Consider the following 23,366-nt stretch of genomic DNA (forward strand, 5'->3'; position numbering starts at 1 on the left):
GAGCTAACTGAGATGTCTTCACAGGATGAGCAATCCGCGACCGAAGAGACACGGGAGCCGATTCCAACGGATTACGATATCGCCCAGTCGACCGATATGGAGCCGATATGGGAACTGGTCGAGCCGTGGGGACTCGGCCTTGACGACCTCCAATACTTCGGCGAATACACCGCAAAAGTCAAACAACACGCCATCGAGCGCCTCCGCGAACAGGCCGAGAACAGGGAACAGAACCTCGTACTCGTAACCGGAATGACGCCGACACCGAAAGGCGAAGGGAAGACGGTAACGACCGTCGGCCTCGGCCAGACGCTCAACCACGTCGGCGAGGAGGCGATGATTGCCATCCGGGAACCCTCGCTTGGCCCGGTGTTCGGCGTCAAAGGCGGCGCAGCAGGTGGCGGCCGGTCGCAGGTCCTTCCGATGGAGGACATCAATCTCCACTTCACCGGCGACCTCCACGCGCTCACCTCCGCGCACAACCTCATTGCTGCAATGCTCGACGCGAAGATCTCGCAGGGCGACGACCTGGACATCGACATCAACAACGTCTCCTGGCCGCGCGCGATCGATATGAACGACCGCGCGCTCCGGGAGACGGTCGTCGGTCTCGGCGGAAAAACCGGTGGGACGCCGCGGGAGGATAGCTTCATCTTGACGGCGGCTTCCGAGCTGATGGCGGTCCTCTGTCTGGCCAGCGATATCGGGGATCTGAAAGAGCGCGTCAGTCGCATCATTGTCGCCTACGACGAGGACGGTGACCCGGTGACTGTCGATGACATCGAGGCAACCGGCCCAGCAACCATGCTTCTCCGGGATGCGATTAAGCCGAACGTCGTCCAGACCATCGAAGGGACGCCGGCGCTGGTTCACGGCGGGCCGTTCGCGAACATCGCCCATGGAACGAACTCGCTGGTCGCCGACAAGACCGCCTTCGGAATGGGTGACTACCTCGTCACCGAAGCCGGCTTCGGCTCCGACCTGGGAGCCGAGAAGTTCATGGACGTGGTCTGTCGCAAGGGGGACATGACGCCAAACGCCGTCGTGCTCGTGGCGTCGGTTCGCGCGCTCAAGTACCACGGACTGGACCAGTGGCCCGTCGACTACGACGAGATCGACGAGGCTGGCGTTGAAGCCGTTGAAGCGGGCTTCTCGAACCTCGATAAACACGCGCGGAACCTCCAGAAGTTCGGCGTCCCGGTCGTCGTCTCTGTTAATCGCTTCCCGGACGACACCGACGAGGAGGTTCAGGCTGTACTGGACCACTGTCACGACGAACTCAGCGTCAGAGCGGCCGAGTCGAACGTGTTCTCCGATGGCAGTGAGGGCGGTGTCGACCTCGCGGAGAACGTCATCGAAGCAACCGAGGAGAGCAACGAGGAGGACTTCCAGATGCTGTACGACGACGAGGACAGCATCAAGAAGAAGATTCACACCGTTGCGACCGAGATTTACGGCGCTGACGACGTGAAATACACCGGTGGCGCGCTCGACGACATCGAGCAGATGAACGAGCTTGACTTCGACGATTACCCGGTCGTTATGTCCAAAACGTTCCATTCGCTGAGCGACGACGCGAGTCAGAAGGGTGCGCCGGAGGGCTGGGAACTCGAAATCAGCGAAGTGTACCCATCCGCCGGCGCGGGCTTCCTCGTCGCGCTCACAGCCGATGCGCTCACGATGCCCGGCCTGCCGGCCCGTCCAGCAGCGGCCGACATGGACATCGACGAAGACGGCAACATTTCGGGCCTGTTCTGACGGACCGGTCCTGCGTTCCAGCATTCGCGTTTCGCTGCCTCGACTTTCAACGGACACTGCTCGACGTTCAACGAGCGGACGCCGCTCACCGCTTCGCGTTTGTGACCGCTTCGTCGAGCGCCGCTTCGCCGGCCACTTCTGCTTCGTCTGCCCGCTGTTTCATCGCTGCCACGAATGATTCGTCGTCTATCATGTCAAGATTGGCCCGGACAGTCGAGACGGACGCCCGTAGCGCCGCTGCCGCGAGCAGCACCCCGACAGTCGCGTCCGGGACGGCGACCGGCGTCCCCTTCGCAGTCACCGTACGGGCGTGCTCGACGACGTCGAGACAGACCTCGGCCGTCTCTAGTGGCACCTCTGTCGAGCGTTTCGAGGCCGCCTGAATCCGGTTGTCGTTCCCGGATTCGAACGCGGCCCCGACCGCGTCGACCGCTGCCGCGTCCTCGTCAGCAAGGGCAAGCAGCCGTGCCCGGCTATCGGCCAGCGCATCCGCCAGAGCCGCTAATTCACCGAAGTCTGCACTGGGCTCGTCAGCACTGACGGTGTGGATGCAGACCATCTCACAGAGCGCCGCGCCCATCGCCCCGCCGATGGCCGCGACCGCGCCACCGCTCGGAGTTACCTGCCCCGACGCGACTTCGTCGAGAAACTCGCCGATTGGCTGGTCCCCGAAGGTCATTTGTCGGCCACAGTGCCAGTCGTCTCTGGTGATTGACTGCCCATACTGCACCACTCTCGGCCCACTTGCCTAATGGTTTCCCTGAAGGTATTCGAACGCCATGTGGGCCCTCCCGTCACAAAGGCTATGACTGGGCTGTGTCAAGACGAAGTATGGCCTCTTCGTGCGAAACCGTCCAGCCAGCGACGCTACTAACGGAACAGTTCAATACCTGCGAGACGGAGGTCCGGAAGCTCACGGACCCGCTCGGCTGTGAGGTGATGCGGGTGAATCAGGTCGTCGAACCGGACTCCGTGACGACGCCGCATACGCACGACGGCCAAGAAGAAGTGTTCGTCGCGACGACCGGCGGCCAGATATCTATCGAATGCGACGTTTACGACGTCCCCTAGCGCAGAGTGGTCCGTGTGTATCCGGATACGGTTCGAACCCTGTGTAACCATACTGCTGAGACGCACGTGTGGCTTGCCCTCGGTGCGCCACCGGTGGAAACCGTCGATAACTTCGGAAATTACGTTATCGAGGAATGAGTCGGGTCGGCCAGTCGCTTCCTCGTCTTCGAGGCTGCACCTCCGCCGAGGACGTGGCCCATCGCCATCTTTCCAAAACGATCGACGAGTACAGGCCAGGGTTCCGTGGCTAGACCGCATGCACTCATCCTATATGATTACAAATACGTTGAGTTTTGCACCACGCACTGGTCACACAGGCACCATACGCGATCGGAGACGCAGTAGCAGGTAGAATTCCTGTTTATCAATACCCTCCTGAAATGCGGATCACCCATCAGTGACTACTGGTCGTGTCGTCGAATCGACTCCCTGAACTGCGTACGGTCCGCTTCGCTGATCGTTCCGACGTGTTCTCTGGTCGTCGTCTCAGTCTCCGTCTCGATGCCCCGCATGACTTCGCACATGTGCGTTGCGGTCACCTCGACGACGACGCCGTGCGCGTCGAGTTCATCGGCTAGACCGACTGCGATATCTCGCGTGAGCGTCTCCTGTGTCGTCAGCTGGCGTGACTGCCACCGGACGTACCGGATGAGCTTTGATAATCCCACCATTTCTTCCCCGGGTCTGTACGCCACGTGGGCAACGCCCTGGAAGGGGAGCAAGTGATGTTCGCACATGCTGTGAAGCGGAATTCCGGTTTTGACGATGAGTCCGTCGGTCTCCGCATTGAAGGTCCGCATGACCGGTCCTGACTCGGACCGAGACCCTGCCGTCAGCGTCTCGAACATGTCCGGGACACGCCGGCTCCACGTATCCGAGAGCGCTGCCGAATCGGGATCACGGCCAGCGGCTTCAAGCAGAAGGCGAGCGCCACGTCGCGCCTTCTCTTCGTCAAAGCCGTCTGTCGGTTGGGTTGCAGTATCGTGCTGTTGTGCAGGTTCCTGTTCCCGGGAATCCATTACAAGCAAACAGGGGGACTCGACGTACAAAGTCTCTGTTCCCCATCAGTTCACTACTCGAATAACAGTGGTAACATTGTGATTTCGCACCACAACGTATCACCGACTGTGAATATCCTGTATTACAAGAATGTTCAATGAGTCCCCCACATGTCAGTAAATGCGTTCCTGTTGACCGACGGGCCAGCCGCAACGTTGCTTTCGTAACGCTGTTTCAGTCAGAGCTCAGTTCCTGAACAGTCTGTTGAGCCGCTACTGACGCTGAACGGGCGAGTGCTGTCGCGTGCCAGTAGTCCACAACGCTTCTGTCGAGGGTGGACGCAGAAATCTCTCCCTGGTGATGTGCTACTTCGCGATCAGCGGCCATGACCTTGTGGCCAGCATCGACGAGAACCGTCCGGACCAGTTCCGGTTGTGAACTCGATTCCAGGGCCACAGTGAGCGCCTCGTACGCGGTTTCCCTAATGTCTCGAACCGCTTCCCCATCCGATGGCCGAACGAGTTCGCCCGCCTCCCGCCGCGTCTGAACGCGGTCGAGTGCCTGGAGGCGGGCGAGCTGACTGTTCGCATCGACAACGGCACTCGCGGGGCCGACAGCATCCCCAAGACGGCTAATACCGCTCTCTACTTCCCACCGGAGCTCATCGAAAACCATCTGCCCCGGATTTCGGTCATCAGCGTTCGTCTCCGGTGCCAAGTTCGACTGCGTGTCGCGAATGTCCGACAGCAGTGCTTTTGCTGCGGCGGTCAGTTTTCTCCCGACTGACCCAGCATCGGCCGGGAGCGAGGCAGCGAACTTTGCGCGGACGTGGCGAGCGTCGCTAAGATAGGCTTGGGCCGACTCGGCCGTCTCGCCCCATTCGGCGACAGACAACAGCTCCGACTCCTCCCTTGGCCTGGTATCTGTGTCAGTGGCCCGTGCCAGTCCCGCTTCAATGCGGGCGTGAACCAGCGCCGCGCGCACTGGATCCGACCCGACGTACTCGTGTTCCTGCCAGATTGTGTGAGCCCCAGACACGGTCTGGTCGTATTCGTCCCGGAGCGGAGCAGGGGTGAGACCGCGGTCAACGACTCCCCACCCCGCAGCGGCGTAGCGGGCGTTTTCACGCGCCCGCCGCAACGATCGGAGCGCGATCAAGCCAGTTCGGGCTGTCCGTGCATCATCGAGACCGTCTGAGGCGTCGCTGGCGGCGTCAGTCAGTCGCTTGCGGATGTGACCGTTCGGAATCTGCTCCGGACCCAGTGGCGTGGGAAGCGTCGCCAGAAGCGAGCGAACCCGCTCCCGCGCGGCGTCGAAATGGCTCGCTGCGATGTCGACCGGAACCGAAGGGGGTACTGGGGATTCTCGATCCTCGTCGCGCGGGATATCGGGTAGGTTGTAGGCATCGATAGTTGCCTCCTCTCCCCCACCCAGACTGTCGAGACTGCTACAGCCAGCGATAGCGCTGGCCCCAGTTAGGACGAGCACACCCCGCCGGGTCATCTCAGCGGAGTTCCCGTCCGTCTCAGATGCCTCGTCTGTCATGCCTGCTCACCTTCGGACCGGGTGCGTCGGTCACTACTCGGTACTGCCCCGCTCCCGCCCTCACTTTCCCCCGCAGCACCGGCTCGCTGTCTTTCGCAACTGTTGCCTCCAATGGAGGAGGAATAACTGGAGATGTCGTCGGCGTTGACTGTGTCAGGAATCCGGATGAACCAGACCGCGTACACCTTGTTGCCTGCTGTACAGGAGGCGTCGTAGGGTCGGCTCACCCGACCGTAGTCGGTCGAGATGTTATCCGACGTCCAACGGATCTGACAGAGCGTTAATCGAAAGCACTCCTCGGTCATCATATTCTGGACGTAGACGGTTTCCGTGTCGAAGTCAGTCTCATCGAGGAAGGTCCTGATTAGCGGCCGGTCCGCGTCTTCGGCGACAGTGACCTGATCTGCTTGGGATGCCGTATCGATAATCTTGGATTCCAGTCGACGGGAGTGTGGGCTTTCGGTCGGCCGACCATCTCCATCAGCAAGCCAGACTGGCTGACGGTCTGCGTCTACGCGTGTGACAACTGCATCCGGGTCGGATACTGATCCTGCTCCTGAGGCACTCGAACCGTTGTTTTTCGAAGCGGTACGTGTTGATTCGTCGCTGCCCTCGAAAACCCCGCTACAGCCCGATAGCACTGTCGCCAGCCCGCAGACGCTGTGGAGGAGGGTACGTCGGGTGGAGGGGACCATCGTGTAATTTCTCGCTTGTAATGTCAGGTATAAAATTCTCGTGGTTGCTCAAATCACATCAGACCATCTATAGCTGGGATCAGATGCGGACGCTGATGCCAGTAGACGCTGATACATTCATAAATGCCATCTTTACACATCTATACCGCCAGATATCACTCCATATATCGAGTATATAAAATCTGATTTCTGAATCTGAATGGTGGGCGCTCTGATAAACAGATATCGCCACGGACCGGTGAACAGACTACCTGATATCGCAACAAAACGGGTAAACCGGACCGATGCGTTCTGGCGATAATGGGGTCAGCGCAGTCGAAAGCCGCACAGTTGATCGAAACGTATGAACTGTCGTCGATGGGCGCGGAACTGAAACGCGCTTGGCTCGGAGAGAATGGGCAGCGACAGAGTCTACGTGACCTCGCTGATCGGTTCAACCAGGCCCTGCTTGTGGCTGCAATTCGGGATACGGGTATGGGTGTAACCGACGTCTCACGCGGCGACTTTCGCCTGCTCGCTGGCCCTGCCGGCCGTCGTCGGTGTCGGCGACGCGCTCGACACCGTTGAGGACGGAACAGAGGTCATTATCGACGGCGACAACGGAACCCTACTGATCAGTCCTGACGGCACCGAGCGGGCAGGGGCAACAAGCGACTCGGGGGCCGCTGTCGTCGATGAGTCTGTCGAAACCACTGACGGTCGACACATCGAAATGGCAACATATATTTGACAACCGGCGGAGCTGAAGCCCGGAGCAGAGCGGGAGCCGACAGCGTTGCCCTCTACCGAACCGAGTTCCTCTTTCTCGATCAGGAGACGCCACCGTCGGAAGACGAGCAGTACGAGGCGGTCCGCAAGGCGCTCGATACATTCCCAGATGGGCGCGTCGTTGTTCGGACGCTGGATATCGGTGGCGACAAGTGGATTCCCTATCTTGACCTACCAGACGAAGAGAACCCGTTCCTCGGCGAGCGCGGAATCCGGCGCTCACTCGCTCCGGATTCGGACCTGTTCGCCACGCAGTTCCGTGCGCTCCTGCACGCTGCTGCGGACGGGGCTGGAGACCTCGCCATCATGTTCCCGCTTGTGGCCACCGTCAAGGAACTCGATGCTGCACTCGACGCACTGGATGCAGCGGCGGCCGATCTTGATGGCCGCGACGCCGAGGCCGTTGATCCCGAAGTCGGCGTAATGATAGAAACACCGAGCGCCGCCCTCATCGCAGAGGAACTCGCCGCACGAGTCGATTTCCTCTCGATCGGACGAACGACCTCACACAGTACGTCATGGCTGCCAACCGCCAGAACGAGCGCGTCGGCGACCTGCACGATCCCACTCATCTGGGCGTCCTCCGCGCCATCGAGCAGACAGTCACCGCGGCCCACGCCGAAGACGCCTGGGTCGGAATGTGTGGAGAGATGGCCGGTGATCCAGAGTTGACGGAGCTCCTTGTTGGTCTCGGCCTCGACGAACTCAGCATGAGCGCCGTGACGATTCCGGAGGTCAAGACGGCCGTCAGCGAAACAGAGTACAGTTCCGCAAGCGAGCGCGGGGACCGCGCCCGACTTGCCGCAACGCGCAGCGAAGTATACCACACTAGACACATGAAACTCGTCGCAGTCACCTCCTGCCCGACTGGGATCGCACACAGTCAGATGGCAGCCGAGAACCTCGAACAGACAGCAGAAGAACAGGGCCACGATATCAAGGTCGAAGTTCAGGGAGCAATGGGTGCGGAAAACGAACTCTCCGATGAGGACGTTGCAGCCGCCGATGCGGCCATCATCGCCGCAGATACATCGGTGAGTCCGGACCGATTCAGTGGTGTCCCGCTAGTCGACGGAACCGTTAAAGACGCCGTTAACGACGCTGAAGGAATGGTCGCTGATGCGATTGCGGCTGCTGACGGCGACGCGCCGGCAACCGGGGGCAAAGGAGAGGATGCCGAGTCCACGAGTACTGAGTCCGATCAGCAGCGCCGCCGTGGCGGTGACCGTTCAAAGAGTTTCGTGGCCCGACTGAAGCGTCTGTTCAGTTGATTCGGAGCTATATCATGCCGACATAGGATATTTTTCGCCCGGTCCCTTCGGAGTGGGCAATTCCATCAGCTACGGAGCTAAGTAGAAAGTGGACAATCCAGTCTCAAATGCGGGATTGCGAATCGTCTGAAATGTCCTAAACCGGCCTTATCCGAGAGCCAAACCGTTGTATCTCATTGGCGGTTATGTCATCGTCACTCGAGAAGCCAGATATATCTCCACGGCTAGCTCCCGGGCTAAGAAGGTAGCCCAAAGCTGTTGCTCCTGACTCGGGACCGGATCGTAATTCCACTGTTTGTCGCTCCTGAGCAACGCCAAACTCGGGGAAGTATTCGGTCGTAGTGGTGCGAACGTCGTTGGTACCCAGCGGGTGAATACTTAGCAAGGGTGGATCATCGTCGGTGACTGTTCCGTGAAATACCCGTATTGTTCCAGACTCGTCGATTGTAACGCCAATATCTGGGTGGAAGTGGAGTCGGGAGATGCTTGGCTCGGTCTCAGTGTCGGGCCCGCGGAGTGTATCGCGAACAAGCCACCAGTCGTCCGCCGCAACGATTGCCCTGCTATGCTGATACGACGCCGGTGCATGTGGATCTGTCTCATATCGTCCGTTGAAAACCGTCGGGTCCGTATCCTCGTAGCGTACCGTCGGTTCCGTTCGCGCACCCATCAGATACTTTCCGCCGATCTCGATCGGTTCCGTATCGCCAACCTGGACTGTATTGTGTCCAGCAACACTTCTGACGTACTGTCGTCGTTCGTTGCTAGCATAATCATATACCCCAGTATCGGTAAGCACACGGTGTCCGTCAACCCAGAGTAAGACACTCAGCATATCGTTGTGAGAGTGGCCGGGTAAATGTGGAGGCCCGACGGGGCCACCGTCCACTAACAGACGTCCATGGTCTGTATCGAGCCAATAGTACCCTGACTCCCCGCTCGCTGGACTATGAGCCGGGGCTGGCCGGTCAGTAGGCTCGAATCCGGCAGCACCAGCATACTCCAAACAGTCCGTAAGCGGGAGCGCTTGACCAAACACGGCGTCGTTACACATCGGAATCTGTTCGTCCGGGGGACAGAGGTACCGCAGGTACGCGACGGCCTGCCTCGTCATCGCTGTCAGCCAAGTAGGGACTGTGCGATCACTGGCTGCCAGTACGGAGCACGCCGTCACGTATCTCGTTGTTACAATCGCGTGGTACATCGGCGACCGCTCGTAATGCCCGCCGTCAGAAAGGAACTGCTTAGCTCCTGTACGGCCAAGGATAGATATTCCATCTGAAATCCAGGACTGGTCAGACTCTGGGAAGGTGAGGCCGGCCATGAGCAGTGCGAGCCCGTTTTCGATGAGATGATTACCGCCGACATCACCCTCAACGTGATTTTCAAGGAAGGTCGAACTCCGATATATCTCTCGGGCAAGTGCCGCAATAAGTTTCTCTGGGACAGTTCCCTGCGTGCCCCCAGTTCGCCACGCGAGGTATCGCACGAGTGTTTGAATACGGAGTGATACTGCCCACGGTGTCCACGCATTTCGAAGGTACCCCGGCTGACCGATTTCGATACTGTCGGCCCAGTCCCGTACCCACTGGTCGAACACCTCGACAACCCTGTCGGGGGCGGACTGCGGGCCTTTGAATCCCAGCGTCGCCCATCGGAGGGGGTCGAACGCATATAGTTTCAGCGGCCAGAGTAGCGGATAGTCGTCAAATCGGTCGTCAAACCAGTGAGGGAGATCCGGCGACCGAAGCTGTATCGACCTGTTGAGGAAGGTCAGGTTGCCGTCTGCCGCCTGGCGGCTCCGTTGCTGGAACGTCTGGACGGTTGCCTCCGAGAGTTCGCCCTGAAGTAGGTCAAGGTCAGCTTTGACCGGAGTGGTTGCCACCGAAAGGGTCTGAGGGATCGCGGCGTCGTATCGCCCATCGAAGTCGAGTGGGAGTCGCGTGAGTACGGAGTTACGGGTCGTCCGCTCAGCCATTCCAAGTACCTGAGCAGGCTCCAACTGTGTGAGTGTGTGTCCGTACAACCTGACCGCTTTCGGAAGCGCCTGAAGGTGCTCAGTCATCTTCAATACATGGGGCCGTGTACGGTTCTTGTCGTTTACTTGTTGTCAATGTCCGAAACACCTCTCCAAGTCGGTCCGCGATGGCCTGCCGGTCGTACCCCGCGGATACGACTTGGAGCCCATCTCGACCCATTGCCACCCGCTGTTCGGGGTTTTCGAGGAGACTGTCAATCGCTGCCGCAATACTCTCGGGTTCAGGCTCTGTGTGGATACCTGCGTCTGTATCCGTCGCAAACCGCTTGATTTCCCCTCTACCAGTGACGACGACAGGTAGCGAGCACGCCATGTACTCGTAGAGTTTCGTGGGTATCGCGTAGTCCAGCTCTGGGCTGTCTTTTATCGGGGCCAGTCCGACAGTTGCGCTATCAAGAATCTCCGGAATTCGTCCACGGTCCACCAGTCCAACAAATTCTACGCGGTCTTCAAGACCAAGTCTATCTGTCATACTCTTGAGCCGAGACACCTCGTCCCCATCACCGACCAACTGGAGCACGGCATCATCGCTTGAAACGTGCTGCATTGCCCGGATACACGGTTCAAGTGCCTGTGCGCTTCCGATATTCCCGGTGTATACTATTCGCGAGTGGTTGCCTTCAGTGGTAGATACCGAGGAGAAGCGGTCGGTGTCCACACCGTTTGGGACGACCCGAACCCGTTCCCGGAGATCGGTGCCATACGTGTCAGCGACCGCATCTCCGAGTGTCTCAGTCGTTACCGTAATGCGATCAGCGGAGTGTAACGCGAGGCGCTGGAAGGTGCGACCAGCTTTTACTAGTGGACTGTCTGCTGTAATGTATCCAAGAGCAATCGAGTTCTCAATCCACAGATCCCGGACATCAATTACCCAGGGATTCCCAATGGCAGCAGCCACAAGTCCGGGGAACCCGGTAGTGATTGGTGGCGTAGATGTCATGACAACGTCGTACTGCCGGAAGTTCATGACTAACCAGAGTGCCGCATGCAGTGCGAATATAAGATAATAAGGGAGTCGGCGGAGCAGAGAGGGATTCTCTCTCTGTGGCTGCCACGTCCACAGACGGTGGACAACCACCCCGTTATCGTGTTCTGTCTGCTTGCGCTTCCAAGTCCGTTCGAAGTTCCCCGGTGGGTAGCAGAGGGACGGCGCCAGAACGGTCACATCAAAGTCATCATCCAGATTAACGGCTGTGTCGTGGATTCTGGATGCATTGCCTCCCTTTTCAGGAGGATACCGCTGAGAGACGATAACACAGTCAGTCGTCATCGAAACAAAGTGTGTACGCCGACTGTCCTGGTCTCAGATGCTTCGCTCGCAATCTTGATGATGGTACCGCGTCAACTGGCCTATCGATACTCATCGACATCCAATCGTTCCACTGTATCTCTGACGGGAGTATTAGTATACGTCCGATACTCCTGAGACATTCTGACGATGAGTCCGTTATATGCCCACTTGGAATTGCTCTATCTCGGTCTGTGGCAGGGCTTTGATTCGAGTAAGTCAGTTAACTATCGGTATCCAGCCGGGGCAGCACCCTAAACTACATTAACTCGCTCTGCCCGATCAAGTAATTACACTCTACTCTAAGTATGATATAATTACCATATTCCATCTGACTGTCTTATGTATTGAGAAGGTATGTTCTAGGGAATTAGTTGGTAATTACTTCAACTGAATGGGCAATCGAAGTGCATGTAATATGGCTATACCATGCGAGAACAGCTAATTAGCATATACCTACTTCAGTCATATGTGTATGTTCGATAAGCACGAACCGACTGCTAGCGACAAGAAGACTACAGGCCGTTCAAGCACTCTTACCACAAGTAAAAGAGGGAAAGGACATCTTAACAGGCGTTCTTTCTTCCAGTTCGGGCTAACAGCCATAACCGCAGCCATTGGAGTTGGAAGTTTAGGTGCAAGTACCTCATTCGGTCAGGAGAGCAACACCCACACGACGGACTTTAGTGAGTACGTATAGTAGAAACGGAATGACCCTTAATTTTACTAGTCAGTCCGTCCCCAGAGCGAGGCAAATTCGCGTTTTAAGATAGTACAATACTTCCCGGGTGCGTGAGTCACAAACGAACAGGAGAGTTCAGGGCGTCTACAGGGATATCGTTCGCTTATCATTACAGCAGACTTATGCTATTCAGTTCGCTTCATGAAAGAGTCGGATAGTTCAGGGTTCGGCATACCTCGACATTCCAGACAACCGAATGAGGCATGGTTAAGATTATTATTTGAGGTTTGAAAGAATGTGGCTGGGCTCCCTCTAAAAGAACTGAGAGAAATAGGATTGAGGGCTTCGTTCAAGCTTCTCTGTAGGAAGCTTATACTAATGTTCTGAGGATATCTCCATGAGACGAGAGCAATGATCATGTTCCTCCATCGTTGGTACCACTCCATTCGATCCAATCTACCGGGTACTACCACTCTTGTATCTCAGTCATGACAAGTGGATCCGGGGTGATCAGCCGTCGCAGACTTATCGCTTCCATCGGAAGTATCGTGGCTGTCATCTTTGGCGTCCTCTACACTTGGCTACCAGGTTTCGATAGGGGTGATGGACCACCAGACGGTAACAGAACTAAAACTCCTGCGAAAGCGTCGGCTCAGCAGACTACAACGCCAACACGACCAGATGATGAACTCGACGTAGCCCAAGATGCCGAGAATATCAGTGACTACGGTTCGGAGCCAAATCCGAATGATCCCAGCGTGGCAGCAGCGAGGCGAAACCTCAACGCTATTCTCAAGGCTGCAAAGGCTGCCGGCCAGGGTGGAACAATATTTGTTCCTGAAGGAGAATACTATTTTGGCCGCGACGATTCAGGCTATAGCCCGTACGTGGAGTTCGGTGGAACTGTGCCTGCTGGTATTTCTATTGTCGGAGAGGGAGCAAACAAGTCAACGCTGGCAATTACCGGACACGCTTCTGCTGAGAACCGTCCGAATCAGAGCGGGTTTATTTGGTACGACGGATACGATCACGGGACCGTCGAGATCACGGACATTAAGTTGGACGGTAACTACGAAAACGTCAGCGGACTGGCAGAGAACAATGGAGGCTCTTGGGGCCTCCAAATGTCAGAACGTGGAGAGTTCCACCTCAAGGGTGCGTGGATTCGAGGCTGGCATTTAGCGGGGGTCCGTGGTCGTGCTGTCCTCAGATCAGTCACGAACTGTACGTTCCAAGACAACGGAATCGGGCGCCACAACGCGACCGACGGAACGTCAAACTCCCATCATATATCTGTCCGACCACAAGCGGGCGACGAGTTTACTGTTGAGGACAGTTGCTTCATCGACTGTGCCGGAAATGCGGTCAATATTAGATTTGGCGATGGAGTCACCAAGCTCCACAACTGTTATATTAGCGGTACGGGGTCAGGTCTATGTAAAATGTCTGCGGGTAAGATCGTGGAGCTGAAGAACATCTACCACAGAGCGAATACCCCCTCTCTCGAACAGAAAGTGGATAAGCGGGACATCGGGCCTGATTTCCACGGTCGGTTTTTCATTAATAACCTTGGAAACCGAGGAACGACACCGACCACCGTCATCATGGAGAACGTACTCTCCAGAGATATGTCTGATTACGCGTTCCAAGCACAGGATGCCATTGGAGATGGTCCAATGGACGTGATATGGAAGGGAGATATGATTTCAATTTATAACACCAATCGCGCTCGGGACGATGCAGTCATTCGCGACCATGGCGCTGGAGAGTTCTCCAACATCGACATTGGTCGACTATCAATACACAATTCAGAGGCCAAGGCATTCATGTTAACGAACTCTCAAGGCACGATAGATACGTTCAGCCACTCCAGTACAGATGGCGTTGGGAATGCAGGAGATGTTGTCATCAACGCAAACAACCAAGGCCAAGATCGGTTCAGTCCAGCGGTTCCCGGCATAGAGGAGGTAGGAGTGGGGCCGATCACCTCCGATGACGACGTAACGGCAGATGTAGGTAGTAAGTAGGACAGATCCAACTCCTGTTCGTTATATTGCTTATGCAGATGTATACTGGATCAAGAGAGCCAGCATAGAGTAGCCACGAAAAGCCAGTGTCGGTACACCCAGTTATGAAACTCAGCCAATGGTGCCTTCTTGCTATGCCCCTCGTATTCTGGTTCCGTTAGCCAGATATATCCTGACGTCACCGTTATCGTAGGATCGATCAACTGTTCTGTCCCGATTAAAGCGCTGGAAATCCTGTGACGTATATTTCCATCTCTGCGGGTAATCCGGGTACGTCTCCTGATAGAAGATGCGGCCTTTTCTGTTGATCATTATGTACTTATCGCTACCGTAGTTCTGACCGAAGTACTTAGTAGTTGTATAATTGAAATGTGCAGGGAGGAATACCTCCCAAAATGGCAACCCTTTCCTCACACCGTGTTCTGCGTGGTGGAACCGTCGGTATTCTATATCGAAGTGATAGAGCTCCCTATTTCCGGTCTCGTGTTCGGTGAGCCACTGGCTACCCTCGACTTCCATCGCTGTGACCTGATCGTTAGTCATTCCTGACAGCGGTGAAGGAAACAGTGTGAGTGTGGACAGTACGACGAGTATCAATAGTGCAAGAGTAACTGTTTGCTTTGCACTGTGGGCAAGCAACGATTGATTGGGTCGCCCAAGACGACTCTTAATTATATGGAACAGAGGTCCAAGCAGAACCACTGCACCGATTTTGGCCACCTGCCAAGGACGCTCTTGGGTGACGATCAAGTCGAGAAGAAGGAATAAGAGCCCAACAGATCCGAACACGCACACAACTGTACCCATTGTGGCGGTCCGCGTGTCCAGCGCGTATCGTTTTTTAAGACCAAGTAGGAGAGCTACTCCGAACAAGCCGCCGCCAAGACCAAACAGTACCATTTCGGTCCCAAACCTGAACGTAATGAACTGAACAATATCGATCAGGGACGGTGTGGCCTCCTGTGCGGTCTGGGCATACGCCTGAACGGGTGCATCGTTGCTCCCTGATCCAAAGAGGACACGATAGATAGTATCGAACCGCAGTATAACTCCGGGGAAGTTAGAGTACCAACCCGCGATAACCGCAAGCGAGAAGCCAAAAGCGCTTGTCGGGCTCTGATAGATCGTCTGTATTTTTGGGGAATACTGAACAGTGTAATACAGCAGAAAGATGCCTGTAACGAATACAGCGGTTAGCGGGTGATAGAGGAGAATACCCACAAGTGAAAGTACCAGAATCGCTCTAATTGCGGGAGCAGGATTCCGCTGACTCTTAAAAAAGAGATACAGAACAACCGGGATCAATAGGATGCTAAAATCGAACGGACGAAACAGCAGATGGCTGTAGCCAAGTATCGGTAACAGGACAAAAGGAAGCCCCAGAAGGAAACCCCTTCTAGAATCGGTCACCTGAAACAAAAGGGAAACCATTCCTCCAAAATATACTGCGGAGAAAATTACTGGTGTTAGCATCGCTAATGTCATAGCCTTCAGTCCAGTAGCGTCGGCAGTAGCGAGTACAAGCAGGTGAGCCAGAGGATAGATGTTAGCCCCCGTAGTGCCTGTGTTGACGATGTCCTGTACGTATCCGAGATGCGTCAGCGGGTCGGCATCACCGTACATTACATATCCCCGTATGAGGGGCATCAACAGCAGTAACGCGTCGGTAGCCAGCATAAGCGAAGCACCGAAGACCCATGACCGTTCGTTCGGGTTCCCAACACTTCTAAAGATCAACAGCGAGCCGGCAAACAGAGACCCAATGATACAGCCCCAGAATGAAGCGGGATATGAGTCATAGAGCGATATCTCGTACTCAGTAGCCTGCGGGGAAATTACCACAATGGCCGTTGATATCAAGAGTAGCAGGACGCCGACGACAGCAATGGCTTCCGTAGTTCGCGAATGAGTGAAAACGGTCTGCTCAGAGTTCTCACTCATGAATTATCACCTACAGGCATTACTCAACGAATGGATATCCCTAACGACCGGTCCAGTATTCATCGAGAACGTAGACATCATTTGGATTATACGCCCATAGAATAGTCTATATCATTGTTAGTGCGCTCCTAACCCGTTCTGGATCACATACCTCATACTATAGCGTTATATTTGCTCCTCTCAAAAGATACAAACAGATATCCACGGCCCACACAGATTACGTTGCGGACGAGACGAAAGACAGTATGTGCCGCTATTAGACGCTCACAGATTTCGTTGTAGAGACAGACGCCCCGTTACTATTGACCACTGTGAGTGCGATGCTGTAGTTACTCCCGGTAACCTGATCAAGATTGAACATATCGATATCCGAGGCTGTATTTCCGCTGACATCCCACTGGACGCTCTCTACCACAGTATCTGAATCAGCGACATCAATGTCAACCGACCGGAGTTCGCTATCACTACTGTGCACGTCCCACACAACAGTGATATTAGCTCTACCGTCACCTTTTTGCGATTCAGAGACGCTGAAACGTCCGATTTGTGGCTTCAATCCGTCTCCCGATGCGGACTCTGACGCAGTAGCAGACGTCCCGTTTCCACTACTGTCTGTTGCGGTCAGCACAATGGTATACTCATTTCCGGTACCGGCGTCCCCACTCGCTTGTAACTCAGTTGTTCCGGTAGCCGAGCCACCCGAAACATCAAGACTCGTCGTATCTTCCTGTTCGTCGTTAGTTTCATCGTACAGGCCCAGGTCGACAGTTGAGAGATCGCTGTCAGAATCGTTAACTTCCCAGTCGATCGCAAAGACCGCTTCCGTACTGTCGGTCTCGATCTCTGAAACCGATAGACCGCTGACAACAGGGCTGGTGCCACTGTTGTCAGTGGTAACGCTGATGCTACTGGAGTCGGTGTTCCCAGCTGAATCAGTCACCGTGGCATCAAGCGTGTGGGTTCCGTCTGATAATTCCGTGGTATCCCAGGTGTCTTCATAGTATCCCGTGTCTCCGTTGAACGACGCAGATGACCACGTATTACCGTCAGTGCGGTACTTCACGTTGGGAGAGCCAGCAGCGTCTTCGGCATCAGTTGCACTGATTTGCAGAGTGACTGTCCCGTCGACCGTCCCACCAGACTGGGGCTGTTGCCACGCAATCTCCGGTCTGGCGTCATCAAGTCTGGCTGGTTCACCGCTGGTGCCAACGCTGAGGAAGTCAAACATTTGAACGGTACTCGACCAAGACCCGATCCCAGTCCATCCCGGACCGGTGACATCCCCATCAGTTACGTCTATGTCCCACGAATCGGGCTCGGTTGTCCCGTAACTCCAGTTTTTGGCCTGTACAGATGAGCCATTGATGCGGAGCCGAAGGTAGCTCCATTCATCAAGGGGATTTGAATTGGCCATAGTTTCGCCGATTGTGGTCTGTGACCCATTGAAATCCTTCTCAACTCGGAGTTTGATGCTGCCATTGCTCCGAACAAACCACGCCGAATAACCGACCATGTTTCCGCTGGCATCAGTGCCCCCCCGCCCGATCAAACGGCACCAGCCATCGCCGCCGTTGTCTTCCGAGCCGACACGAACCAGTCCGAGTACCTCGGTATCCGTATGTTCTCCGACATCGTCCCAGGACAGTGCATGCGAGTTGACCGAGCTGGCACTGAACTCCATATATGCATTGCCTGTGTTTGAATCACTCGACACAACTGACCAATCCGAGGAGTCACCGTCCCACCGCGCTGTCCAGTCTGGGAGGCTGTTCTGTGAGCCGTCTGCAGTTTCGGTCGTAGTCGTTTCTTCCTCTGTACTGCTCTGGCTCTTTGCACCCACCTCGTCCTCGCTTGGGACATCCACATTCAGAGGGTTCCCTCCAGAGAGATGACTGCCAACATTAATGCCTCCCGTGCTTCCGACGCTGCCGACGTTACCCGTTGATAGCGTGGCAATAGAACCGTACGAGTCCTCAGTTTCAAACACCTTTGCATCAGTGTCGTGAACCGATAACTCGCCAACATCAACGTTCTTGAACGCTGCCCCCTGTCGGTCGCGGATGACCTCATCATCAGTGTACATGTTCGAACCGGCGAACGCGATTCTATCACCGATCCACGTGATATCGGATGGGCCGCCCAAGGAATCACGGACTTGGAATGCATACGAAGTGTGGTTCTTCGTTGATACTTGTTCCATATCCAGCGTCACGCTGGTGTCCCCGCGATCACCCAGACTCTGGATGAAGTGTCGACCCAGGAATCCATCGTTTGGCTCGTCTGGGAGCAGCGATTCCAGTTCCGCTGTGTATGCTGTGTGGTTGATACGGCGCAGTGTAACCCTCTCTCCGGCAGAGAGCTTGAGGAACTGACTACCTGTCCCAGCGGCGTACACGTTCCGGATACGATAGGTTCCGTCACCATATCGAATGTTTATCGCACTACCTGGACAGTTCTTTATCTTACAGTTTTCGATGACAGTGGTGCTGCCTTTTGGCGTCTGTAGTGAGTCAAACGGGTGTGTATTTGATCCGCTGTCGTTGTGATATTCGATACCAATCCGGTCGAGGGTACAGTATCTCGCGGATGAGAGGTACTGTCTACATCTAATACCTCGCGTATAGGTGTCCGTAATCCGAACGTTGTACAGCGAGAACGACAAGGAGTCACCGGCGAGCGAGAACCCATCTGCTCCGCCGCTGTACTGATTGAGGTCACCCAGCTTGGGAGCGTTTACGTCCAGCGTAAGGCCGCGAATCTCAACATCGCCATGGTCCGCGTCCCCATCGTAAATAAATGCTGTCTGGTTCGATATAACTGCGGGATCCATGTGCTCAGTCACTGCAAGTGTGGACTTATCAGGCCCCTCACCGTAGACTGAGATGCCGCGTGGCTGACTTCCCCCTAGTTCTATCAGGGAGTATACATCCTCGCTACCGAAGTAGTAGGTTCCCTCCGGAACAAAAATAGACCCGTTCGGCCCAGCAGCGTCCATGGCACTGTGGAGCGCGTTTAGAACCTCTTGAGCGTCTGAGAGGCTTGGATCGTTCGGGTTGTAATCGCGACCAATACCGTGGTTGGTGACATCTTCGGCACTGTCAGGCACGTAGGCTGGTCTAGTCATTGGAGGCCGCTCCAGTCAGTCTCTGCAGATATATCTGCCCCGGTGGTAGAGGGCGTCCATGCACCGGCAGTAGTGGTTGCAGTCATTCCATGTGTATCGCTTACAACCGAGTTCATCCTTACCGTTTCACATTCGGTAAATTGATTCCTAATTGCTTTTTTCGGAACAGTGTAGACGTTTCTAGCCAATTTTGTGTTACCCACCTCAGACTGACCTCCTGCTCTGGTAATAGCCTCTTTCGAAGAGTAGTTCGCTCTTAACATGCTGTACCAGATTCGACCCGACTATGGTATTATGGATTGTTACTTTATATTGATATCTGGTTGTTGGATACAAAACTTTGCGAACGGCATACGTACCAGTTCATAGTCTCAACACTGATGTACGATTGCAAGTCGCCAGAGCGAGTAATTCGCCTTTTACTGATCGGTGAAGAGAAACCTCATATATAGCCAAGTTGCTTCAGACGATCTTCAACGTCTGATTTCGATGGTTCTTCCTGTTCTGTAACGCTTGCGCACGGGCTGCTGGTTTTGTGGTCTGTGGCAGACGTAACTGCCCACGGGACCTTTTTGAGATGGGGATGGGGTATCCCTTCCGGATGTCCATATTGGTTCATCTCTCCAAACAGTTCACCGTGGTCAGCAGTGATAGCAACCCGCTCCGCATCTATGTTACTGAGCAGGCGACGAATTGAGCCAAGGACTAGTCGAAGGTTATCCAGATAATTGTCCCAGGCCTCTTGCTTTGAGATTTCCCCACGCTCGATGGCTTCCCATGGATGATCCTCAGCATCAGTAATATCCCGCTGCTCCCTGTATGCGGATGCCACGTGTGGACGGTGTGGCTGATAGTAGTGCAGAATCATCTGTTCGAAGTCAAGCTTTCGTCCCGCAAGGATTGCTTGGTCAGTCACGATATTCGGTGGGATCGTGTCGAAGTAGTCTTCGTACCTATGGTGACGAGACAGTTGTTTCAAGAACTTGAACTGGCTTTCGTCCACTACGTTCCAATCTGCCCAAGTAACCGGCGTAACGTACTTTCGCGGTGGCCGTTTCCCCCCTTCAAACGTCGGCTGTGTATGCGGATTCGTGGATATATATACTGTGTCGGAGATCTCGTCTGCGTGTTCCTGAGTAAATGTTTTACATAACCACTCATGGGATGAGCTGCCTGTGGACCACACGCTATCAACCCTGTCAATGAACTCGAACTCAGGTGCGACTTCCCGCAACGCATCTACCCGACAGGCGTCCAGTACGATCAGTAAATCCCACTCCTCTTCATAAATGTTCGTACCCAAAGGGTACTGAGTGGTCAGTGAGAAGTATAGTCCATTATAAGCACCACCTAGAAAATACCGGAGACCCTCCTCCCCCCCATCTACCTGACCTCCCGTAAGGGTACGTAGCCACTCGCGTATATTCGTCCTCACAGTACGGACTTTCGCAGTAGATAGTATAGTTATAATTCTTCTACCTGCAGTACCGTGAGTGGACTACTCCAGATATAGTTACGCAGGTAATATCCATCTGGTAAATAGATAGTAAACTGTATTTTATTTTTACTTATCTGCTTTCAACATATGAGATACCAAACAGGACAGCCAGTACCGGATGCATACTTATTGAGACTTACTGCCAGTTAGTATTTATGTACGATGCGGTCGTAAGCGCAATGAACCACCCAGACCCCTTCAATCCATACATGGGGCTGTTCAATTTCCGCTCCATCAGGGCACTCAGTATGACCGGTACTGGTATAGATGTAGTTACTCCTCGTCCCAGAGCGCCTCCGGTGGGTCCCTACTCCGAGTTCGGTGACATACCGAGCCAACATGATTACAGCTCTCATGAGGTCCATTATCCCAGATTTCTCTACTTATTACCACAGAAAATATTCAAATATACGCTGTCGTCACGATCGTTTTCGGAAATGCTTCCGGAGTATATCTCATCGAACTTCGAGACGCCGGATATCTGCCATGCTGGTCACATTCATTACGATGGTTACGGGTTAGTGCCATACTGTCGGAGCAACGAGATTCCGCTGACAGTCATGGGGCGTGGAAAGATTTTGAATAACTTCTATGATCTTTCGCAGGTCAGCCGAAGAAAAATCAGAGAGACTCTCAATTACGCGGAGGGTATCTTTTGTGTAAGTGAATCGCTCGCACGTATCGCTAACGGTATCACCGAAACACCGAAAGCTACTGTACTCCCAAACGGCGCGAATCCAACGCGGTATCCGACGGACAACGAGGAAGCGATTCGACAAGAACTGGGAATTGATCGAGATACTACACTAATCATGTTCTGTGGCGGGTACACGGAACGGAAAGGAATCAACGAGATTTGTGAAGCTCTGGATGAGATTCATAGCGATGACGTAGCGTTTGTTTTTGTCGGTCATTACGGTGACCTTCGTACAGACCTCATCAGTGAACTCAAAGCTAGCCACCACGAGAACTATCGGGTCCTCTGGGAAGTCCCGCCGCTGGGTCTCCGGCGATGGTTCGCTGTTGCCGACATTTTTATGCTCCCAAGCCACGCAGAAGGTCGACCCAACACGATATACGAGTCAATGGCAAGCGAAACCGCGGTTGTCGCCTCCGATGTATCCGGTATCCCGGAGCAGGTTGTAGACGGTGAAACAGGCCTCTTGATCCCAAAGAAAGACTCCAATGGGCTTGCCACCGCTCTGAACAGCCTCATCAACAACCCTTCAGAGCGAGAGCGGATGGGAACAAACGGTAAGAAACGACTGGTATCGAAGGGATGGACGTGGGAAGCACACGGGAAGCAACTTGCAGACCTCCACGAATCGATCATCGATAACGGCCAGCTCCCCTCGGCTGAAGTCCTGGACTAGTGCCCGGCAGGTAGCTGTTAGGCTGTGAAGACGTGTTCTCCGAGGAACCGCTCGTACTCATTAAACACAGGTCGCGGGGAGAAGTCGTCGGCGCGAGAGCGCAACCGATCAGCATCAGGAGGGTCAGCAAGCGTATCACAAACTGCATTGGCCAACCCATTCATATTATCCACTGGGACAAGTGTCCCATACTTTCCATCGGAGAGAATCTCTCTGGGGCCGCTCGGACAGTCCGTTGACACGATTGGACAGCCAACCGCCAAACACTCGATCAGGACTGTCGGTAGCCCTTCATACCGAGATGAGAGGAGAAAAGCATCTGATTTTGCCATATACCGATACGGATTATCGACGAATCCGGGAAGAGACACCACATCTGACAGCCCCAGTCGCTCGACTGTCGCCTGGACTTTCTCTCGGCACGGTCCTTTTCCCGCAATGATGGCACGTGCATTCGAGTTTCTATTGGCTACCGTCTCGAACGCACGAACCCATCCATCCAGATTCTTTTGACCTGCGTGTCGCCCAACGAATAGGACGACATCCCGGTCATTACTTTCTACCCACTCGTGCTCAACTGTTTGGCCGGCCCGCTCACGAATCTGTTCGACGTCCACCGGGTTGTAGAGGACTGAAATATCCGATCGTTCGACTGGAGTTCTGTCAGCGAGGCTGTCCGCGACGCCCTCGGAAACACTGACGATTTGATCCGAGGCGGGGTAAAGCCGGGGAACGATTCGTCTGACAATCTGGTCCTTCGGTGTCGCCTCAACCTCATGTCCGAATGCAGAGTGCTGTGTCGGAATCACCGTAGTATCGACGTCAAGGAACCTATTGATAGCGAGCGACACAATGCTTGGGTGTTCAAGATGGGGAAACAGCGCTGCCGGCTTGTGCTTATTTAGGTATGTAACTAGAAACGGCAGATGTGCGGCTACCCCGACAACTGGCGTCTTCGATGGTGGAAGCTCAACGATAGAGACCTGTTCGGAAAGCTCCGACCGGAGCTCACCGCTCGCTCGTGACAGCAGAAGGTCAATATTATAACCTCGGTCGGCCAGTCCGTTTGCGATAGTGATTGCGACTTGCTCTGCGCCACCGACGGAGAGGTCCGGAATAAAGAACGCCAGCAGTGGTCGGTCACCGTCCGTCGCAACCGAAATATTTTGTTCAGCTACGGGTGAGACTGTAGAACCATCACCATCTGAAAGCGTCGGCTCGTCCATTATGATGTTGGACCCGTCAGATAGTCTTTGTTAGTCACTGGGTTCCAAACTTGACACCGAAA

General features: G+C 54.8%; 17 protein-coding genes and 1 pseudogene. 7 read left to right on the forward strand and 11 right to left on the reverse strand.

Going from position 1 to position 23,366, the window contains the following annotated elements:
- The first annotated feature begins 12 nt into the window (after nucleotides 1–12).
- Nucleotides 13–1,758, forward strand: coding sequence for a formate--tetrahydrofolate ligase (locus RBH20_RS17685; protein WP_306711111.1), 1,746 nt, complete (start codon nucleotides 13–15; stop codon nucleotides 1,756–1,758).
- 85 nt (nucleotides 1,759–1,843) lie between these two features.
- Here RBH20_RS17685 and RBH20_RS17690 read toward each other — a convergent pair whose 3' ends face one another.
- The gene (locus RBH20_RS17690; RefSeq protein ID WP_306711113.1) at nucleotides 1,844–2,437 is read right to left on the reverse strand and encodes a cyclodeaminase/cyclohydrolase family protein; all 594 of its coding nucleotides are present in this window, start codon (nucleotides 2,435–2,437) and stop codon (nucleotides 1,844–1,846) included.
- Between the two features lie 152 nt (nucleotides 2,438–2,589).
- On the opposite strand from RBH20_RS17690, the gene RBH20_RS17695 reads away from it, so the two are divergent.
- Nucleotides 2,590–2,829, forward strand: coding sequence for a hypothetical protein (locus tag RBH20_RS17695; protein ID WP_306711115.1), 240 nt, complete (start codon nucleotides 2,590–2,592; stop codon nucleotides 2,827–2,829).
- Between the two features lie 401 nt (nucleotides 2,830–3,230).
- Here the strand turns inward: RBH20_RS17695 and folE are convergent, their stop codons facing one another.
- The 3 genes from folE to RBH20_RS17710 form a co-directional block, all read right to left on the reverse strand.
- Nucleotides 3,231–3,848 (reverse strand): GTP cyclohydrolase I, encoded by a 618-nt coding sequence (gene folE / locus RBH20_RS17700; RefSeq protein WP_306711117.1) that lies wholly within the window; start codon nucleotides 3,846–3,848, stop codon nucleotides 3,231–3,233.
- A gap of 214 nt (nucleotides 3,849–4,062) precedes the next feature.
- Nucleotides 4,063–5,373, reverse strand: a complete 1,311-nt coding sequence (locus RBH20_RS17705; RefSeq protein ID WP_306711119.1) for a hypothetical protein — start codon at nucleotides 5,371–5,373, stop codon at nucleotides 4,063–4,065.
- The gene (locus RBH20_RS17710; RefSeq protein ID WP_306711121.1) at nucleotides 5,370–6,068 is read right to left on the reverse strand and encodes a hypothetical protein; all 699 of its coding nucleotides are present in this window, start codon (nucleotides 6,066–6,068) and stop codon (nucleotides 5,370–5,372) included. Before RBH20_RS17710 ends, RBH20_RS17705 begins: the two co-directional genes overlap by 4 nt.
- Before the next feature lie 357 nt (nucleotides 6,069–6,425).
- Here RBH20_RS17710 and rdfA point away from each other — a divergent pair, with 357 nt between their 5' ends.
- The 3 genes and pseudogenes from rdfA (at nucleotide 6,426) to RBH20_RS17725 (ending at nucleotide 8,107) form a co-directional block, all read left to right on the forward strand.
- Nucleotides 6,426–6,635 (forward strand): rod-determining factor RdfA, encoded by a 210-nt coding sequence (gene rdfA / locus RBH20_RS17715; RefSeq protein WP_373567977.1) that lies wholly within the window; start codon nucleotides 6,426–6,428, stop codon nucleotides 6,633–6,635.
- Nucleotides 6,556–7,676 (forward strand): annotated as a pseudogene (gene ptsP / locus RBH20_RS17720) (phosphoenolpyruvate--protein phosphotransferase); the annotation flags it as partial. The gene rdfA and the pseudogene ptsP, both read left to right, overlap by 80 nt.
- On the forward strand, nucleotides 7,673–8,107 hold the full coding sequence (locus RBH20_RS17725) for a PTS fructose transporter subunit IIB (protein ID WP_306711240.1): 435 nt from the start codon (nucleotides 7,673–7,675) through the stop codon (nucleotides 8,105–8,107). The pseudogene ptsP and the gene RBH20_RS17725, both read left to right, overlap by 4 nt.
- A 136-nt stretch (nucleotides 8,108–8,243) precedes the next feature.
- Here RBH20_RS17725 and RBH20_RS17730 read toward each other — a convergent pair whose 3' ends face one another.
- Entirely contained in the window at nucleotides 8,244–10,172 is a 1,929-nt protein-coding gene (locus RBH20_RS17730; protein ID WP_306711125.1) for an alginate lyase family protein, read from the reverse strand.
- Nucleotides 10,165–11,415, reverse strand: coding sequence for a glycosyltransferase family 4 protein (locus RBH20_RS17735; RefSeq protein WP_306711127.1), 1,251 nt, complete (start codon nucleotides 11,413–11,415; stop codon nucleotides 10,165–10,167). Before RBH20_RS17735 ends, RBH20_RS17730 begins: the two co-directional genes overlap by 8 nt.
- 1,248 nt (nucleotides 11,416–12,663) lie before the next feature.
- Here RBH20_RS17735 and RBH20_RS17740 point away from each other — a divergent pair.
- Nucleotides 12,664–14,142: a chitin-binding protein gene (locus tag RBH20_RS17740; protein WP_306711129.1), complete on the forward strand. Its 1,479-nt coding sequence runs from the start codon at nucleotides 12,664–12,666 to the stop codon at nucleotides 14,140–14,142.
- Between the two features lie 132 nt (nucleotides 14,143–14,274).
- Here RBH20_RS17740 and RBH20_RS17745 read toward each other — a convergent pair whose 3' ends face one another.
- From RBH20_RS17745 to RBH20_RS17760, 4 genes are all read right to left on the reverse strand, one after another.
- Nucleotides 14,275–16,083 (reverse strand): hypothetical protein, encoded by a 1,809-nt coding sequence (locus RBH20_RS17745; RefSeq protein ID WP_306711131.1) that lies wholly within the window; start codon nucleotides 16,081–16,083, stop codon nucleotides 14,275–14,277.
- 256 nt (nucleotides 16,084–16,339) lie between these two features.
- Nucleotides 16,340–19,207, reverse strand: coding sequence for an Ig-like domain-containing protein (locus RBH20_RS17750; RefSeq protein WP_306711133.1), 2,868 nt, complete (start codon nucleotides 19,205–19,207; stop codon nucleotides 16,340–16,342).
- Complete coding sequence (locus tag RBH20_RS17755; RefSeq protein ID WP_306711135.1) at nucleotides 19,204–19,410, reverse strand: hypothetical protein; 207 nt, start codon at nucleotides 19,408–19,410, stop codon at nucleotides 19,204–19,206. The genes RBH20_RS17750 and RBH20_RS17755 overlap by 4 nt, the downstream gene beginning before the upstream one ends.
- 239 nt (nucleotides 19,411–19,649) lie before the next feature.
- Entirely contained in the window at nucleotides 19,650–20,510 is an 861-nt protein-coding gene (locus RBH20_RS17760) for a hypothetical protein (protein WP_306711137.1), read from the reverse strand.
- 350 nt (nucleotides 20,511–20,860) lie between these two features.
- Here RBH20_RS17760 and RBH20_RS17765 point away from each other — a divergent pair, with 350 nt between their 5' ends.
- On the forward strand, nucleotides 20,861–22,078 hold the full coding sequence (locus RBH20_RS17765) for a glycosyltransferase family 4 protein (RefSeq protein ID WP_306711139.1): 1,218 nt from the start codon (nucleotides 20,861–20,863) through the stop codon (nucleotides 22,076–22,078).
- A 17-nt stretch (nucleotides 22,079–22,095) separates the two neighbouring features.
- On the opposite strand, the gene RBH20_RS17770 is transcribed toward RBH20_RS17765, so the two are convergent.
- Nucleotides 22,096–23,304: a glycosyltransferase gene (locus RBH20_RS17770; RefSeq protein WP_306711141.1), complete on the reverse strand. Its 1,209-nt coding sequence runs from the start codon at nucleotides 23,302–23,304 to the stop codon at nucleotides 22,096–22,098.
- Between the last annotated feature and the right edge of the window lie 62 nt (nucleotides 23,305–23,366).

Origin of the sequence: Haloarcula sp. H-GB4 (genome assembly GCF_030848575.1) — an archaeon.
In the GTDB taxonomy this organism is placed as follows: Archaea; Halobacteriota; Halobacteria; order Halobacteriales; family Haloarculaceae; genus Haloarcula.